General features: G+C 46.5%; 13 protein-coding genes. 5 read left to right on the top strand and 8 right to left on the bottom strand.

Annotation, left to right across the window (positions count from 1 at the left end; translation table 11 throughout):
* The first annotated feature begins 237 nt into the window (after window positions 1–237).
* Window positions 238–3072 (top strand): ExeM/NucH family extracellular endonuclease, encoded by a 2835-nt coding sequence (locus Q4Q50_RS06900; protein ID WP_311898892.1) that lies wholly within the window; start codon window positions 238–240, stop codon window positions 3070–3072.
* A gap of 287 nt (window positions 3073–3359) precedes the next feature.
* Here Q4Q50_RS06900 and Q4Q50_RS06895 read toward each other — a convergent pair whose 3' ends face one another.
* Entirely contained in the window at window positions 3360–3485 is a 126-nt protein-coding gene (locus Q4Q50_RS06895; RefSeq protein WP_259512830.1) for a hypothetical protein, read from the bottom strand.
* A 291-nt stretch (window positions 3486–3776) separates the two neighbouring features.
* Between Q4Q50_RS06895 and Q4Q50_RS06890 the strand changes: the two genes are divergently transcribed.
* Window positions 3777–4598, top strand: coding sequence for a GNAT family N-acetyltransferase (locus Q4Q50_RS06890; protein ID WP_063883836.1), 822 nt, complete (start codon window positions 3777–3779; stop codon window positions 4596–4598).
* A 92-nt stretch (window positions 4599–4690) separates the two neighbouring features.
* Entirely contained in the window at window positions 4691–5542 is an 852-nt protein-coding gene (locus Q4Q50_RS06885) for a helix-turn-helix domain-containing protein (RefSeq protein WP_311898891.1), read from the top strand.
* Window positions 5543–6625: 1083 nt separating this feature from the next.
* On the opposite strand, the gene atcC is transcribed toward Q4Q50_RS06885, so the two are convergent.
* From atcC to ppk1, 6 genes are all read right to left on the bottom strand, one after another.
* On the bottom strand, window positions 6626–7522 hold the full coding sequence (gene atcC, locus Q4Q50_RS06880; protein ID WP_006081327.1) for a cold adaptation protein AtcC: 897 nt from the start codon (window positions 7520–7522) through the stop codon (window positions 6626–6628).
* Window positions 7523–7533: 11 nt separating this feature from the next.
* Window positions 7534–8292, bottom strand: a complete 759-nt coding sequence (gene atcB / locus Q4Q50_RS06875) for a cold adaptation protein AtcB (RefSeq protein ID WP_006086363.1) — start codon at window positions 8290–8292, stop codon at window positions 7534–7536.
* A complete protein-coding gene (gene atcA, locus Q4Q50_RS06870) occupies window positions 8292–8819 on the bottom strand; it encodes a cold adaptation protein AtcA (protein WP_220776016.1) in 528 nt (175 codons plus the stop codon). The genes atcB and atcA overlap by 1 nt, the downstream gene beginning before the upstream one ends.
* A 23-nt stretch (window positions 8820–8842) precedes the next feature.
* Window positions 8843–9127 carry a cold adaptation protein ActJcold adaptation protein ActJ gene (gene atcJ, locus Q4Q50_RS06865; protein ID WP_006081330.1) on the bottom strand — a complete coding sequence of 95 codons (285 nt, stop codon included), beginning with the start codon at window positions 9125–9127 and terminating at the stop codon, window positions 8843–8845.
* 394 nt (window positions 9128–9521) lie between these two features.
* A complete protein-coding gene (ppx, locus tag Q4Q50_RS06860) occupies window positions 9522–11084 on the bottom strand; it encodes an exopolyphosphatase (protein WP_259581739.1) in 1563 nt (520 codons plus the stop codon).
* A 41-nt stretch (window positions 11085–11125) separates the two neighbouring features.
* Window positions 11126–13297 carry a polyphosphate kinase 1 gene (gene ppk1 / locus Q4Q50_RS06855; protein ID WP_126492120.1) on the bottom strand — a complete coding sequence of 724 codons (2172 nt, stop codon included), beginning with the start codon at window positions 13295–13297 and terminating at the stop codon, window positions 11126–11128.
* 375 nt (window positions 13298–13672) lie between these two features.
* Here ppk1 and yegD point away from each other — a divergent pair, with 375 nt between their 5' ends.
* Window positions 13673–15145, top strand: coding sequence for a molecular chaperone (gene yegD, locus Q4Q50_RS06850; RefSeq protein WP_311898890.1), 1473 nt, complete (start codon window positions 13673–13675; stop codon window positions 15143–15145).
* Between the two features lie 71 nt (window positions 15146–15216).
* Window positions 15217–15705: a CreA family protein gene (locus Q4Q50_RS06845; RefSeq protein WP_259510073.1), complete on the top strand. Its 489-nt coding sequence runs from the start codon at window positions 15217–15219 to the stop codon at window positions 15703–15705.
* 215 nt (window positions 15706–15920) lie between these two features.
* Here the strand turns inward: Q4Q50_RS06845 and Q4Q50_RS06840 are convergent, their stop codons facing one another.
* Window positions 15921–17120, bottom strand: coding sequence for a cystathionine beta-lyase (locus Q4Q50_RS06840; protein WP_071938816.1), 1200 nt, complete (start codon window positions 17118–17120; stop codon window positions 15921–15923).
* Window positions 17121–17327 lie beyond the last annotated feature (207 nt).

Raw genomic sequence — 17327 nt, 5'->3', positions numbered from 1 at the left:
CTGGCCGCATTGTTAATGGGCGGCCAGCATTCCCCGTACTGCTTTCTTCCTAGCTCTGATCGCTAAATCTCACCAATAATATCAACCTTAAGTTGCAACCTTGGCGCAACTAATTTGTAACCTTGAACCTCTATAGTATCGTCAGTGTTCGAGGTGACATCATCTTGAAGCATCTAAGCACATCAATTAAATCGCAATTCAATACAAAATATTAAAACAATACATTTAGGGGTCTCAATGTTTAACACTAAAACTGTGCTGGCGTTAGCCATCAGCAGCGTTTGTGGGCTTGCCCATGGCGCGGATAATGTGATCATTTCAGAATACGTCGAAGGCAGCAGCAACAATAAAGCTATCGAACTGTATAACCCAACTGCGGGCGTTATTGATTTAAGCCAATACCAATTGCGTTTCTATTTCAATGGCAGCACCAACGTCGGTACGACTATTGCGCTCACTGGCGCATTAGCGGCGGGGGCGACTTATGTAGTTGCCGATAACGATGCGTCTGCTGATATTCTTGCACTGACCAATCAACAAAGTAGCGCCAGCTTCTTCAACGGCGACGATGCGATTGAACTGACTTATCAAAATCAAGTGATTGATAGTTTAGGTCAAGTTGGTGTCGATCCCGGTGCCGAGTGGGGCAATGGTGATTTATCCACTCAAGACAACACCCTGCGCCGTAATCCTGATCAGCTGATTGCCGATCCCATCAGTGACGATGCGGTCAGCTTTAGCACTTGGTTAGGTTTTGCGAAGGATGATATTTCTGATCTCGGTAAATTCAGCACCGGCACACCAACCGATCCCGTCGACCCTCCACCGAGTTCTTTAGTGTGCGGCGAAGAAGCCACAGCAATTCATGCGCTTCAAGGCGCGGGCGCTGCCAGTCCTCTTAATGGTCAAACCTTAGTGGTTGAAGCGGTTGTCGTCAGTAATCAAGAAGCCGGTCTTAAGGGCATTTTTGTACAAATGGCCGATAACGAAGCCGATAGCGATCCACAAACCTCGGAAGGGGTGTTTGTGTATACCGGCACTGCGCCTACTGCGTATGTGGCGGGCGATCGTATTCGTTTAAAAGCCAAAGTCACTGAATATCAAGGCTTAACTGAACTAACTACCCTGTCAGAACACACGCTTTGCGCCACTGCACAAGTATTACCAACGGCGGCTGTGGTGACCTTACCGGTTAACAGCAGTGATGATTTTGAGCCATTTGAGGGCATGCGTGTTCGTTTCAGCCAAGATTTAGTGGTGAACGAAGTCTACAACCTCGGTCGTTACGGCGAGATTTCATTAGGCAGTCAGCGTCACTTTATTGGTACGCAGGTGGCAGCACCGGGCGCGGATGCGCTGGCAGTGAGCGCAGCCAACCAACGTGACAGTATTTTATTGGATGACGGTTTAACGGCGCAGAATCCCGATCCTGTGCAATTCCCCGCTCCAGGTCTGAGCGCATCAAACACTGTGCGTGTAGGCGATAAAGCCACATCGCTTACGGGTGTAATGCACTATGGCTTTAATTTGTATCGCATTATGCCAATCGAGACGGTGAACTTTGTGGCGGAAAACCCACGTCCAATCGCACCCACATTGGTTGAGGGCGGTAATCTAAAAGTCGCTAGCTTTAACGTACTTAACTACTTCAATGGTGATGGTCAAGGTGCAGGTTTCCCAACTGCCCGTGGTGCCAATACGTTGAGCGAATTTGAGCGTCAAAAGGCGAAGATTGTCAGCGCCATGGTGGGCATTAGTGCCGACGTATTTGGTTTGATGGAAATCGAGAACGATGGCTTTGGCGCTAACTCAGCCATTGCTGATTTAGTCGCAGGTTTGAATGCCGCTGTGGGTGAAGTGCGTTACGCTTATATCGCGCCAACAGGCATGAATGCGATTGGCACCGATGCCATCACAGTTGGCTTGATTTATCGTAGTGATAAAGTCACGCCGCAGGGCGCTGCACGCATTCTATCCAGCGCCAATTCGCCATTAGATAGCGATCAAAAGCCCTTGTTTGACGACAGCAAAAACCGTCCAATGCTGACGCAAGCCTTTAGCGTGAACGGCACTGAAGAAGGTGTGGTTGTTGCGGTTAATCACCTTAAATCTAAGGGCAGTGAATGTGCGGGCGATCCTGATCTCAATGATGGTCAAGGCAACTGTAATATCACTCGTACCCGTGCGGCGACTGCTGCAGGTCAATGGATCAGCGAGCAATATCCAGATCAAGGCGTATTGTTGATTGGTGATTTGAACGCCTATGCGAAGGAAGATCCATTAACGGCGTTAGGTAACGCGGGCTTTAGTGAGCTGTTTGCCAAACTTGAAAAGCCGAACCCTTATTCCTATGTGTTCTCGGCAGAATCGGGTCAGTTGGATCATGCTTTAGCGAATGCTGCCCTACTGGATAAAGTGGTGGATGTGACTGAGTGGCATATCAATACCGACGAACCGCGCGTATTGGATTACAACGAAGAGTTTAAGACGCCTACTCAAATCCAAGACTTATTCGCAACTGATGCGTATCGCTCATCGGATCACGATCCTGTGGTGATTTCACTTTTAGTTGAAGCGGAAAAAGTCGCGCCAGTTGCCAGTTTCACTCAAGTGGTGAATGGCGCTGCGGTGCAACTGACATCCACTTCAACCGACAGCGATGGACAAATTGTGTCTGCCGAGTGGAGCTTTGGTGATAACACAGTGGCAGTGGGTAAGGAAGTGACTCACAGTTACAGCCAAAGCGGCGAGTATCTGGTCACATTAACAGTGACGGATAATGACGGCCTAACCCATAGCACGTCGCAAACTGTGTCTGTGGTTGTTGGAGAGGTAAAACAACCACCCGTTGCGCAAATTCAACGTATCAATTTATTATTCGTCGATATGTTTATCTCGACTAGCTACGATACCGATGGCGTAATCAAGCAACATAAATGGACGTTCGACAATGGCACCCGCGCTAACGGTCAAGTGGTATTACGCCTTGCCCGCCGTGGACAACACACAGTTGAACTGACCGTTAAAGATAACGACAAGTTAACGGATACCACGACGCTGACGTATCGTTAAGTCAGTCCTTTTATTCCGCTGATTTTAAGTGACGCCAAGCCCGCAGCCGCGGGCTTTTCTTTTTGCCCAAAAGCAAGATAACTTTGTCGTCAGTTGTTGCTACACATCAATTCTCATTGTTTCCCCAGTGGCTCACCGCCTCTTTATTTAACAAGAAGCATCCCAGAGGGCTCTATTAAAATATCCCTATTTTAGAAGGTTACAGGTGCAACAATGCCAATTTTAACTAACCCTTTCGCTGTTTGTTTAGCTAAAAAGCTAACGCCCAAAGCAAGATAATTTTATCGTCAGTTTGCAGCATGAATTGTCATTGTTTCCCCTGTGACTCGCCATAAACTCGTCCCTGAGGGCTCGACGACGGCATCCATGCCGCCAACGGTCACAGTTGCAACAATGCCAATCTTAACTAACACTTCTGCTGTTCGTTTAGCTAAAAAGATATTGCACCAAAGTGTGTTTCATTAGCAGCAGTAATCGATTACTAATCCTTATTTGAAAACACCTTCAATAAGGTATTAATTGCTTATGAGAGTCACTTAGTTCGAACTTAGTCCAACATCTAAAAAACCGATTTAAATATTGTCGTTTTTGTTCAATCTTAGCGAGCGGACATTGCTTATTATGTGTGACATCCGAAAGCGAGGCACTTCTTAGATAAAGATGGAAGGCTTTCCAGTAAATCAAAAAAATTAGGTAAAAAAGCGATGTTAGAAATTAAACCAATCGAAAATCTAGAAGAAATCAGCACACTAAAGCAAGCATATTTTGCACAATCAACAGCACCTCTTGATGGTATGTGGCACTTTGGATTTGTACCCATGTCTACACACTTTGGGTTTTATGAACAAGAAACCCTAGTTGGATACTGCTGCATCAATGGCGAAGGTTATATGTTGCAGTTCTACCTGAGTAATGATACTAAAATGGATGCAAAAGAACTGTTCACGCTTATCGCAGAACAAAATAACTCAGTCATTGGGGCTGTAAATGGCGCATTTGTCAGTACAGCAGAGCCGCAGTATCTATCACTTAGCCTTGATAACGCATCAGCAGTGAAGGTTAATTCTCTGATGTACAAGCAAAAAGAGGCGAGTAAGCAAAGCACTATTCCAGGGTTTGAACTAAAGCTAGCAGAGTCAGAGCAACTGGAGCAATTTGTTGAGTTTGCAGCCACTACTATCGGTGCACCAGAGCAGTGGCTTACAGGCTACTTTGGTAACCTGATTAATCGTAAAGAGTTATTCGGTTATTGGAGCGAGAATGAACTTATTGCAACGGGCGAGTGCCGTCTGTTTGATGAGTACCAAACGGGATATGCAGACCTTGGCATGATTGTCGCTCAATCACAACGTGGAAAAGGCATTGCTACTCAAATGCTTAACTGGCTAGTTAACTCAGCTAATCAGCGTGGTTTAACGCCTATCTGTTCTACTGAGAGCAGTAATGTAGGTGCACAAAAAGCCATTAAACGTGCGGGTTTATCATCTTCAAACCGCATTGTTCAGGTTGAATTTAACAACAAATAACTTGTTATCCCTCTTGCTGTTGTAAGGGGGATTTTGGTTTACGACGATCTGACTTATAGTACCCTTAATCAATAAACCTAACGGAACTGGTTATGATCCATTGGCTAAAGTCGCCAAACTCACCATGTGTTTCCCAATATGTAGAATGCTATTGGTTGATTGATAAGCGCCCTGATTCAGAGACTTATCAATTCCCAAAGCTCAACCCTGACCCATCGGCACATTTGATTCTTTCACCTAACAATCAAGCCTACTCTTATGACCTGAACCCGAGCATAGCGAAGGGAGAAGGCAGCCATTGGCTTTATCCACATCGGCAGACCTTTGAATTAGATCACTCTAAGCCATTTGTTCATCTTGGTATCAAGTTTCGTGTCGGCGCTCTTTACTGTTTACCCGATTTTTCTGCCAATCCTTTGGCACTAGATGAAGTGGAGTCAGTGGAAGACTCAACATTGTTCAAGCAATTAGGTATGGATGAAAGCAGACTGATTGAACTGGCTCGAACCAATCCACAGCAGTGTGTAGAGCAGTTAGATACGATGCTGTCGCCTTGGTTGGAACAGTGCACCGAAGATCAGCACAGTAAAATCACTCGCAATGTACTTAAACATCTAGACCAGAGTACGATATCTGAGCTGGGTGAAAAACTGTATTGTTCACAAAGGACCCTAGAAAGAAGCTTTCAACGCACCACAGGGCTTACCCTTAAACAGTGCCAGTCGATGAATAGATTAGAAGCAATGCTAGAGTATCTCTTTCAACGTGAATCGACTGAACTAGATTGGGTTGAAGTTGTCTTCAAATTTGGTTTTAGTGATCAACCTCACTTGATCCGCCACCTTAAAAAACAGCTTGGCTTTACACCTAAAACTTATGAGAAAGAGCGAGGGTTGACGATTGATGTCTATGGTGGTGTTAGTTCAAAATCAAAGTTAGGCTGATGACACTATTCAATGGGTACTAACTCATTACAGAACCTAATCTAAAGTGAAAGTATTGACGTGATTATTCTAGCTCGCTTTTGTCCAAAAGCGTGCTCCGTAACGCTTTTAAATCTACAGATTACGCGAATGTACGAAAGGTGAGCCATGGTGATTAGCGAGACGACCGTCCGCCCCATGGACGGGGCGGTCGAGCATCCAAGGATGGACTGGCTGCGAGTCGACGAGCAAATGCTATGGCAAGCCTGTGTGAGTGGATATCAGCAAACGCTAAACTCCTCACCACTAAAATTACTGATCCCAAAACACTACTTTTCAACACATTTCTGTCCCAAAGTATGTTGCGTATGTCTTTAAATCTACAGATTAGGCGAATGCACGAAAGGTGAGCCATGGTGATTTTCGAGACGACCGTCCGTCCCATGGCCGCTTTTTGGCATCCATGCCATCGCGGCATTTGTGAATCCTTTCACATCAGACGGGGCGGTCGAGCATCCAAGGACGGACTTGCTGCGAGTCGACGAGCGAATGCCATGGCAAGCCTGTGCGAGTGGATACCCGTAAACGCTAAACTGCTAACAACTGAAATTACTGATCCCAAAACACTACTTTTCAACACATTTCTGTCCCAAAGTATGTTGCGTATGTCTTTAAATCTACAGATTACGCGAATGCACGAAAGGTGAGCCATGATGATTGGCGGACTTGAACAACATCCTTGTTTAACTGCCAGTTCGCCGTCCATGGCTCTCGTTTATAAGCTCAGAAACCCTAGGTTTCTATTCACAGTGTCGATGAGTGAATGACATGGCAAGCCTGTGCGAGTGGATATCCGTAAACGTTAAACTGCTAACAACTGAAATTACTGCTCCCCAAACACTACTTTCCAACACCTATCTGTTCCCAAAGCGTTATTAAGCTTTACGCTAAAACCACTCAAAACTGAGAATGAGATGCTGAAGGTTGAATTGGGCATGGGGATAACAGACAATAAAAAAGTGCTTTATTTTTCAATAAAGCACTCATTTTAAGCGACTCAAGCACTCGTTAACCTACTGAACAGACTACTGATTAAAGTACCGATCAAAGTACTATGTAGAGTGGCCAGCCGAGAAGGCCGACGAGACCTTCTTTATGTTCGAATCTTTCTAAACGTTCGGGTGAAGCATCGCTGAGTAAGAGTTCGCGGTAGCTTTTCGCAAAGTGCAGGGTACGCAGTAGGGCTGGGACAAAGTTTTTACCGAGATCTTTACTGATGGTTTCAGCGAGTTCTGCGGGTAATTCTGCTAACGCTTTCTGGGTTTCCAATTCGATATGCTCACGGGTAAACCACTCCTCTTTTAAGGTGATTTTGCCGATACGCTTTTTCAAATCCTGTCTGACTTTGGCGCCATCAAACAACAATCGATACAGTACCGCTTCGGCTAATACACTCTCTAGATTGAGAAAATCTAGCGGATCATAGCTCGATTGCGCGTAAAACTGTGCCAATAGGGCCGCAATTGACTGTTGGCGTTGATGCTCAAGCAGGGCATCTTGATAGGCTTCATAACCTAACCATTCTTCCGCATCGGGTGGGCTAGACACTTGTTCTAGCAAGAACTTGTCGACATCGCCGTACAGTGACTTGCCGTTGACGAGTTTATGCTTGCTGACAGTGCTGAGCATGCTCCAGCCTTTTTGGAAGCATTTGACTACGCCATCGGCGGTGATCAACAAGCGTATCGCCTGCTGCGGATTTTGGTTTGATAACTCCATCAAACCAAGGCTCACCACACCAATGACATCGTGCGCCGCTTGTTCGAGCAGGTGCATTTTGTACTTGTTGTAAAACTTATCGGCCAGTTTGAGGCTCATCAAAATGGCTTTGGATTTGATTTGTGACAGCTGTTCACCGCTCAGCGTTTCGTCTGCTTGGCCTTGGATCAATACCTTGCTCAGGTAGGGTCCTTGATCTACATCACGCAGTACCAGTTGCATCAAATAATTCCTTAATCCAAAAAGCTAAACATATCATCGACTTCAGCGTATTCATCCGTCACTTGGTTTTTCTCTTTGGCTTGAATAACCAGCTCGTTGACAAACTTGCTGATGATCATTTCCCAACCTGAGCTTTCGTTACGCAGCAGACTCTTAATGGCTTTTTCAACATCGGGCGCGAGCTCGTGGATCAAGGCCATTAGGCTGCGTGGGTCGTCTATGCTAAGGCTGTGTGCATCTTCACTGGCGACGCGGCTATCGTAACCTATGGTTTCAGTGTCTTCTTCGTCATCGTAGAGATCTGTGTAGCCGTCTTCATCTTCATGCTTTTCGCCTAACATCATTTCGATGAAAGGGATCGACAGGTAGAAGAGGCCCGCAGGATCTTCGGCGATACATTCTAAAATCGCAGTTTGTTTTTCTTCGCTATCTTGGATGCGAATTAAATAGGTCAAAAAATCAAAGGTATGCTGAATCAGTTCTTCGGCATTATTTTTAATTTTTTCTTCCCAGTACAAAGGTTGCTGACAAACGATGTCGCGAATTTGTTCCGGGGTCATGAGTTCAGACATGATCGAAGGGCAAGAGATATCATGGTGACTGTTGATTTGGGTCAGCGTGACGATATCCATGTGTTCGATGACTTCGACTAATTGCTCGTCGCTCATAGTATTTGCAATGATTTCAAAGCGTTTGCTCGCTTGTTTTGGCTCTACGTCCGCCAACTCTTTAATTTCGGCGACGGTAATCTCAATGAGACTAGTGTTCATTAGCGGTCCTCATCATCGTAGTGATCGTAGTAGCCATCTTCCTCTTCGCCTTCATCATCGTCGTCGTTATCTGAGGTGCCAACATAATCGTTGTCATCATCTTCATCGTCGTGATGCTTCGCTACAGGCGTTGCTTTACCTTGAGTTTCAAGTAAATACAGTACGGCGCAGCTTTCAATCAGTAAGGTTTCCGAGTAACCACGCACGGCTAACACTAAAGGTAAATCAGCATTGTTAAAGCCAATCGTGACTTTAAACTCATCCCACTCGGGTTGAGTTGCCGTGTTTATCCAATGCGCCCACTTGAGTTTGGCTTCGGCGGGAAACTTAATTCGACCGTAAAGCGCGACAGGCAGGTACTCAGGCACAGTATCGAGCATCTTAGGATCGGCTTCTAACACCTTTTTGATTTGGCTAGTAAATTGCTCTAGCGCTTTAGGTGTATCGGGATCGTCGTAGGACTCGATATTGTCGTAGGCATTATTTTTTAGCTCATTAATGCGTGAGATATTCAGTTTTTTGACCATTTGGCACTTACTCTAGAAAACGCTCAAGGATAAAATTGATCCCACAGCTCGCGCATGGCGCTAGCGGGATCGGTCACTATGACGTTATTGAAATCTTTGATAAACGCATTTCGTCGCTTAGGATCTGACAACACATCATAAGCATTTTTAACGCGTTCAAGTTGTACGGCGGCTTGCTGCTTTTCCTCTTCCGAGGCGCCTAACAACTTGTCGGGATGATATTTGTTTGACAGCCGTCGATAGGCTTTTTTAATGTCGTCTTCTTTGGCACTGGGTTTTATACCGAGCACACTAAAGTGGTTAATCATACTTGTACCTGCAGGCGATGGGGCTGATATCGCGAGATAAAAAGGGTTTGACTCTGATTATCTTTAAATTCGTGGAATTATGATTAGTCAGCCGTGGATGATAGCAGAAATCCCCACTCAGCGGCAAACGCGTGAGCAGGAATTTGTGCTTTAGTGAAGGGTTAAAAATCCTTTAAACTTTAATCTGTTGTGGCGCATGGATTAAGTCAACCGCTATGCTGTTGAAATCCCGTTATCAAGCCAGATTGACAGCTAACTTAACCTTGTTTTTAGGCGAGATAATTGCCCTCGATTAAGGGCAATATTTTAGCACCGAATCCTTCGCTAAAATCATTCACACAGAGCTAACTCACACTCGCCTCAGGCAAGTTCGGCAGAGTTAACGCCGTAACAGCTAAGTCAAACTAGACACTAATCGCAGGTTCATCCCAAGGGTGAGCATTTGTTTCTGTTCCCGCTGTAAATCCTTCATAAACAGGCTGATTTTTCGCTTATGGCTCGGTAGCACTAGCATGAGCCCATCGGGGATCACTTTAATATGATCTAAGGTCAATGTCTTAGCGATACGGCCAAGGTTGAGCAAGACCGCGAGCCTCAGCAGGCAGAGCAGACGATTCAGCGTGAGCTTATGGTTGGGTTCAAGTTCAGCCAGCATTAATTCGTTGGGCTTTTTTCTGTGGTTGGTGATAAGCCGTGCTAAATCCTGCTGCAAGGCTTCACTAAACCCGGGTAAGTCACTGTTGCTGATGATATAACCACCGTGTTTGTGCAGGGACTTTGAATTAATGTGTAGCCCAATCTCATGTAAGGTTGCGCCATAGGCGAGCAAGCGTGCATGGGGCCTTAATTGCCATTCATCGGCGACCTGTTCAAACAAGGCCATGGCGGTGTCGCGTACCTTAGCGGCGTGGGCCATATCGATATGATAAAGCTGGGCAATACTGTCGACGGTGCGGTGGCGAATATCCTGATACTGACCAATCTTTGCCAGTTCATAGAGTACGCCTTCACGCAGTGCTCCTGGGCTAAACTCGAGCTTTTGTATCGGTAAGCGCCTAAAAAAGCTGATTAAAATGGCAAGTCCGGCGGGCACTAAAGGAATGCGTTTATCATCGACATTGGCAAATTGAATTTGGCTAATATGGCCACATTTGATCAACTTGATTTTGAGCTGTTTTAGTCGTGGCAGCGTGATAGTTTCATCGCCGTGTTCTTCTTGAATCGCTTCGCAGATGGCTTTCACTGTGCCTGAGCTGCCTAACGTGAGTTCCCAGCCGCCCGCGAAATATTCCTTGGAGAGCGAGGCGAACTGTTTGTCGGCCGCGCTTTGAGCATCACGAAATGAGGCAGGGGTGATGAGTCCATCGATAAAGAAACGCTCGTTAAAACTCACGCAACCGCAGCGCAGGCTAGATAACTGGGTTGGGGTATTCTTTTTACCGATCACGACTTCGGTCGAGCCACCACCAATGTCGATGACTAAATTACTTTTTCCAAGCACTTGGCTTTGGGCAATGCCGTTATAAATCAAACGCGCTTCTTCATGGCCTGAAATCACTTCCACCGGATAGGGCATGATGGCGAGCGCGGCCTCGATAAATTGATCGCGGTTTTTGGCGATTCTGAGGGTGTGGGTGGCCACTAATCGCACTTGCGCTTGGTCGAGATTGGAAAATCTTTGGTTAAAATCCCGCAGACAATTGAGGCCACGTTCTATGGCGTCATTGTCGAGAATATTCTGCGCATTGAGCCCAGTGGCGAGCTGAACCTGTTGTTTTTCTTTGTGTAAAATCTGCAAGCTGCCATCTTGCTCACGGGCGATGACCAGATGAAAACTGTTCGATCCCATATCGATGGCAACAAAGTGGCGCGATTTAGCATTTGCGGGCGCATTGGTTTGTGGTGCCTGCGACTTTAGTAATGTGTGTTGCTGTGTGTGCGAATGTGTGGCTACCAATCGGATTATCCTTAGGCAATCAAAGCGATATAAAGCCAGCGTTAGCTGGCTTTGGCCTGTAACTCGGGCGTTATGTCTGGCTCAACGTTACTCTCTCGCTCAGCATCACCCTCATGGGCGGACATACGTAAGGCATTAAATTCTTGCAGTTGGCGCTTCTCATAATTAATCAGATATTGATAAATGGCAATTTGAGAACGCACTTTTCGTTTGTTACCCCGATTTCGATAGGGGTTACTTTGTTCTTTGTTGATGACCCGCGCTTTAGTATTGTCATTGAATTGTAAGGATAAAATATCCATTATCATTTGTTTTAGGCGCAGATCATAAATCGGCACACTCACTTCGACGCGATTATCTATGTTGCGGCTCATCCAATCGGCGGAGCAGATAAAGAGTTTGTTCTCGCCGCCAGCGTGGAACAGCATCACCCGTGAGTGTTCGAGGAACCGATCAACGATACTGTAGACTTCAATGTTATCGCTGATCCCGGGTATTTGCGGGATAAGCGAGCACATACCGCGAATGAGTAACTTAATTTTGACCCCAGCCGCTGAGGCTTCATAGAGCTTTTGGACCAAGGATTCATCGAGTAAGTTATTTAGTTTTAAGGTAATCGCCGCCTTCATATGGCTTTGGGCATTAACGATTTCATTATCAATTAAGTGACTCAGTTTTTGTCTGGCATCGTAGGGCGACACGATTAAATGCTGGAAGTTATCGCGGCGATACGGATGCTCAATCAAGTCAAACACTTGCTCCACTTCACGGGCAATCTCTTGATTGGCGGTGAACAGTGACAAGTCGGTGTAAACCCGCGCCGTGCCTTCGTTAAAGTTGCCCGAGCCGACGTGACAATAGAGTTTGATTTCCCCTTGTTCTTCGCGGCCAATCAAGCACAACTTGGAATGCACTTTTAAACTGGTGATACCGTGGTGAACTTTGACGCCCGCTTCGGCCAAGATGCGGGTCCATTCGATATTGGATTGCTCATCGAATCTGGCCCGCAGTTCAATTACAGCGGTGACTTGTTTGCCGTTTTTCACTGCATCGATAAGCGATTGCATCACATGGGATTTTTTTGCCACTCGATATAAATTAATTCGAATAAAGCGCACCGCCGGATCGTAGGCCGCTTGACGCACCATTTCGGTAAAATGGGAAAACTTATGGTACGGATAGTTGAGCATGATATCGCCCATCCGAATCGCATCGAAACTGTTGGCGCTGCGGCCAAAACCTGCGCTATTGAGCGCCGGTAGTTTTTCGTTTTCGAGGTAGTCGCGGCTCGGGTTGGGGAAGGCGATAAAGTCTTTAAAGCTGTGGTAGCGCCCGCCTGGGATCAAACATTCTGTCGAGCTGATGTTCAGATTTTCTTTAAGCATCACCAACATGTGTTCGGGCATTTCTTTGTCATACACTAAGCGAACTGGCTCTGCGGTCAGACGTTTTTTGAGGCCCTTAGTCATTTTTTCGAGCTGAGTTTGCTCTAGCTCGTCGGTGATATCAAAATCGGCATCGCGGGTTAACTTCATCGAATACACTTCGATAGCATCGTACTCGAAGAAGGGGCCAAAGAGTTCATCTACGCAGTGGCGAATAATGTTATCTAATAAAATCAGATATTTTTTCGCTTTACTCTTTTCAGCGGGGAGTTCGATAAACCGCGGTACGTTTTTGGTTGGCACTTCGACTAAGGCGTATTGGCGGCGAGCCTTAGTGAACAAACACACACATAAATAGGTGGCGTCGTCGTTGATTTGTTTGATCAAATCGCGATTGTTATTGACGATAAGCGGGGCGATATGGCGTTTAAATTGATCACGAAAATGCTTTTTCAGCCAGTCGCTGTGGAACTCGCTTAATTGTTTCTCATTGATTAACAAAATATTACGACGTACTAGCTCGCGCATTAAATCCGTGTATATGCCGTCGAACCTTTCTTGCAATGCCATCACTTTCGATTGGATCTTGGCCATTAAATGGCGACTGTTGCTGCGACCTTCCTGCAGGGATGACAGTAGAATCGAGCGCCTGACCGCAGCCACACGCACTCTAAAAAACTCATCCATGTTATTGGAAAATATCCCTAAAAAGCGCACTCGCTCCACTAAGGGAACATTGGGATCGCAGGCTTCTTGCAATACCCGCTCATTAAAAGACAACCAAGAGAGTTCTTTATCAATCGAAAGTTTATCGGTATTCGGGGACACTGCACAGCTCCTTTAAGCAAGCGTCATGGCGCAATATACAATAGCATTCATCCGCCTTTGTGCAATCAGATTTACTGCCGACAAGTGAAGGAATTTCAATGATAAATACTGCGTACACGCCAAAATCAGTCTGGGATTTATCTGGGATAAAGATACGAGGGAAATATGTCAGCTTGATGACGAGTGTGACAGAAATATGACCTTAAGATGATCATCTTGGATTGGACTGAAATGCTGCCCGTGCAACTGCGCTTTACCCATTGAGCCCGCTACACGCGCCGCCAGTTTGCGGGCAAAGCCTGCAGTGTTAACTCCTTGGGCATTATCGCAAACTATGTTATCTTGCTCGGCTTTTTTATCGCGGGAGTAAAAGGTATGTTTGTTGGATTTGATTATGGTAGTGCTAACTGCGCCGTAGGGATCATGCAGGGTGATGATGTGCAGTTATTGGCGTTATCAGAGCAATCAGCTTATTTACCTTCGACCTTATATGCGATGGACAGGGAACTGATCGCCGAGGCGGTTTATCGTGGTCTCCCTATTGAATTAAAAGCCGATTACGCCAAAAAGCGCGCCGCACAATTGAGCCGTGCCCGTATGGTGCGCCATGAGTTAGATCTCGATGCTGACGTTCAGGCCGTGTTTGTCGGTGAGCAAGCGGTAAGCGCGTATTTAGAGATGCCGGAGGAGGGATTCTATGTCCGTTCGCCAAAATCCTTTTTAGGCGCGACGGGACTTAGACCCGAGCAAGTGGCCCTGTTTGAAGACATAGTTACCCTGATGATGCAGCACATTAAAGTACGCGCCGAATCTGTATTAGTGGAAAAGCAGCTTGCCAAACAAGGCGCTGCGGCAACGATTACCCATGCGATTATTGGTCGCCCGGTGAACTTTCAAGGCATAGGCGGTGAAGAGAGTAACCGTCAGGCCGAATCCATTTTGACCTTAGCGGCAAAACGTGCGGGTTTCGTCGACGTTGATTTTCTGTTTGAGCCGTTAGCGGCTGGGATGGATTATGAAGCGAGCTTGACCGACAACAAAACCGTGCTGGTTGTCGACGTGGGCGGCGGTACAACGGACTGCTCTGTGGTAAAAATGGGACCCGCCCATCAACAAAAAGCGGATCGCAGTGAAGATTTCCTCGGCCATAGTGGTCAGCGTATCGGCGGTAACGATCTTGATATCGCCCTTGCAATGAATGCCTTTATGCCGCACTTTGGTTTAGGCTCTTTAATGACCAATGGCAAACCTATGCCCAGTAAAGCCTTTTGGAATGCGGTGGCGGTAAATGATATTAGCGCCCAGCGTGAATTCAGTACCTTAAGCAGCCGTAAACTGATTGATGAATTGGTGAAAGAAGCCGAGCAGCCACAGTTACTCAACCGACTGTTAAAAGTGCAACAACAGCAGCTAAGCTATCAGTTGGTCCGTCAAGCCGAACGCGCCAAAATTGCCCTGTCAGATACCGATAATACTGATGTTAATCTGGATTTTATCGAAGCGGCGCTGCACGCGGGTGTGAGTCGTAATGTGTTTGAGAATGCTATCGAGCCTTCACTGACAAAAGTAGAAGCCCTGATGCACCAAGCGCTTGCGCAAGCGGCAAAAACCTTAGCGGCTGATGGTTTAGCTCAAGACTCTGTGAATAACGAGAATGTATCTACCGACAATGCTGCAGAATGCAAACCCGATGTGATTTACGTCACAGGTGGTACGGCGCGAAGCCCTGCTATCTACGCGAAAATCGCCGGTATTTATCCCGATATTCCGGTCGTGGTCGGCGATCACTTTGGCTCTGTGACTGCAGGGCTAACTCGCTGGGCACAAAAGCTATTTGCTAAGCACTAACATATAAGCATTAACATAAAATCACTAACATATAAGCACTTATATAAGCACTAATGTAAAAGGATGTAGGAATGAAAACTCTGTTGAAGTGTGCGTTTGCCGCCACTGTGGGCTTTTTGCTCGCGGGTTGTGGTGACGATGTAGGTAAGGTGAGCTTAGGGCTTTTTACCACTAAAGATGTGATTATCGATGCTAAGCACGATCCTAAAATTCCTGGGGTGACTTGCCATATTAGTCGTATCGAAGCCAATTTAGATTTTGCCGATCCATCGGATATGGGCATAAGTTGCCGTCAAACTGGGCCAATTAACGCGGCCGATTTGGCTAATATCGACATGGGTAAACACGGCGAAGTGATTTTCACCGAATCCCTGAGTATTTTGTTCAAGTCATTAAAAGTGCGCCGAATTTATGATGCACAGAACCAGACTCTGCTGTATTTGTCCTATTCGACGAAAGAGACCAACGGCAGCCATAAACATGCCTTGTCGACAGTGCCGCTTTATGGCTCAGCCGCTTGGGTTGACCCTGCGTTGAGTGCTGTAGCGAAAGCGAATTAATCGCCGAACAGTTTATAGCTTTGCAGTGCTTTGCTGTAAGCATGAATATTTGAAATAAGTTGAATTTGCAGTCAGTGTTGATAACAAAAAGGGGCGGAATGTTTATTCTGCCCCTTTTTGTTTTTATAGGCTGCTAGCATTTAGCCGCTAATGACATAACGCAATAAATATTGCCCTCTAACGACCTCGCTTAAATCCTATCACGATCATTATCGCTACTTAGCTTTGGCCGCTAGTACTGCGTTAAAGCGTTCAAACCCTGCACTGAGATCGGCAATTAAATCCGCGGGATCTTCTAAACCAATATGCAAACGAATTAACGGTTTGCTCGCATCCCACTTAGTCGCGGAGCGGATTTTTTCAATGCCGAAAATACCGAGGATTAAACTCTCGTAGCCGCCCCAAGAAAAGCCCATCTTAAAGTGACTCATATTCTCAACCAGTGCGGTGACCGCATCGGCATCGCCTTGTTTCAATACAAAGGAGAACAAGCCGTTGGAGGCGCTAAAGTCGCGTTTAAAGAACTCGTGGCCGGGGCAGGTATCAAATGCCGGGTGACGCAGATGATCGACTTCTGGTCGGGTTTTCAACCAGTTGGCAACTTGCAGGGCATTTTTTTCATGCTGTGCCATACGCACGCCTAAGGTGCGCAGGCCACGGGCGGCAAGGTACACATCATCAGGGGAGGTGGTTTGTCCCATCAAGTAACTGTGTTCACGTAATTGTGGCCAGTATTTTTCGTTGGCCGTAGCCGTCCCTATCATCACATCCGAGTGACCGACGATGTATTTGGTCGCCGCTTGAATCGAAATATCCACACCCATTTCAAAGGGTTTGCTATTGATGGGTGAAGCCCAAGTGTTGTCCAGCATAGTAATCAGCCCATGTTCGTGGGCGATGCGGCACAAGGTCGGCACATCTTGCACTTCCATGGTGATGGAGCCTGGTGACTCTAAAAACAACACTTTAGTATTGGGGCGAATAAGGTCGCGAATACCCGCGCCAATCAGCGGATTGTAATAAGTGGTTTCGATACCAAAACCGCCGAGAATATGGGTGCACAGATCCCGCGTTGGCTCATACACGCTATCGACCATCAATAGGTGATCGCCCGCTTTTAAAAATGACAATAACGCCGCACTGATCGCCGCCGCGCCAGAAGGGTACAGCGCCGTACCTACGCCGCCTTCTAATTCGGCAATTGCCGCTTGAAACGAAAAATGAGTCGGGGTGCCGCGGCGGCCATAAAACATCTCGCCGTTGGTTTTATTTTTCGCGGCGTGGCGCATTTCATCCATGGTTTCGAAGACGATAGTCGAAGCGCGAAAGACGGGCGGATTGATCACGCCTTTGGTCCATTTTTTGTCTCGACCTAAGCTGACGATTTGGGTGGCTTGATGATGTTTATCTGTCATTGGAGCATTACCTTGGCATTTAGGTTGAACGAATAGGTTGAACAATGTTGGAGAAGAACCATTGGAGATATCTAATCTATTGTTATGGCGGTCATCTTAGCATCTGCGCGCCGAAATAACAGACGGCGCTATGATGAGTTTGAGTCATGTTATTGGCGCCTGTCTGTTCGGTCGTTAGATTATGATGCCGAGCCTCAAAGGCAACGT

Source organism: Shewanella scandinavica, from assembly GCF_031932065.1.
Lineage (GTDB): Bacteria > Pseudomonadota > Gammaproteobacteria > Enterobacterales > Shewanellaceae > Shewanella > Shewanella baltica.
Note: the sequence above shows the minus strand (reverse complement) of the source record. Positions and strands in the feature narration are given on the sequence as shown.

Coding starts and splice junctions, on each gene's coding strand:
- Q4Q50_RS06900 (WP_311898892.1), top strand. CDS start 238: ATGTTTAACACTAAAACTGTGCTGGCGTTAGCCATCAGCAGCGTTTGT.
- Q4Q50_RS06890 (WP_063883836.1), top strand. CDS start 3,777: ATGTTAGAAATTAAACCAATCGAAAATCTAGAAGAAATCAGCACACTA.
- Q4Q50_RS06885 (WP_311898891.1), top strand. CDS start 4,691: ATGATCCATTGGCTAAAGTCGCCAAACTCACCATGTGTTTCCCAATAT.
- atcC (WP_006081327.1), bottom strand. CDS start 7,522: ATGCAACTGGTACTGCGTGATGTAGATCAAGGACCCTACCTGAGCAAG.
- atcB (WP_006086363.1), bottom strand. CDS start 8,292: ATGAACACTAGTCTCATTGAGATTACCGTCGCCGAAATTAAAGAGTTG.
- atcA (WP_220776016.1), bottom strand. CDS start 8,819: ATGGTCAAAAAACTGAATATCTCACGCATTAATGAGCTAAAAAATAAT.
- atcJ (WP_006081330.1), bottom strand. CDS start 9,127: ATGATTAACCACTTTAGTGTGCTCGGTATAAAACCCAGTGCCAAAGAA.
- yegD (WP_311898890.1), top strand. CDS start 13,673: ATGTTTGTTGGATTTGATTATGGTAGTGCTAACTGCGCCGTAGGGATC.
- Q4Q50_RS06845 (WP_259510073.1), top strand. CDS start 15,217: ATGAAAACTCTGTTGAAGTGTGCGTTTGCCGCCACTGTGGGCTTTTTG.
- Q4Q50_RS06840 (WP_071938816.1), bottom strand. CDS start 17,120: ATGACAGATAAACATCATCAAGCCACCCAAATCGTCAGCTTAGGTCGA.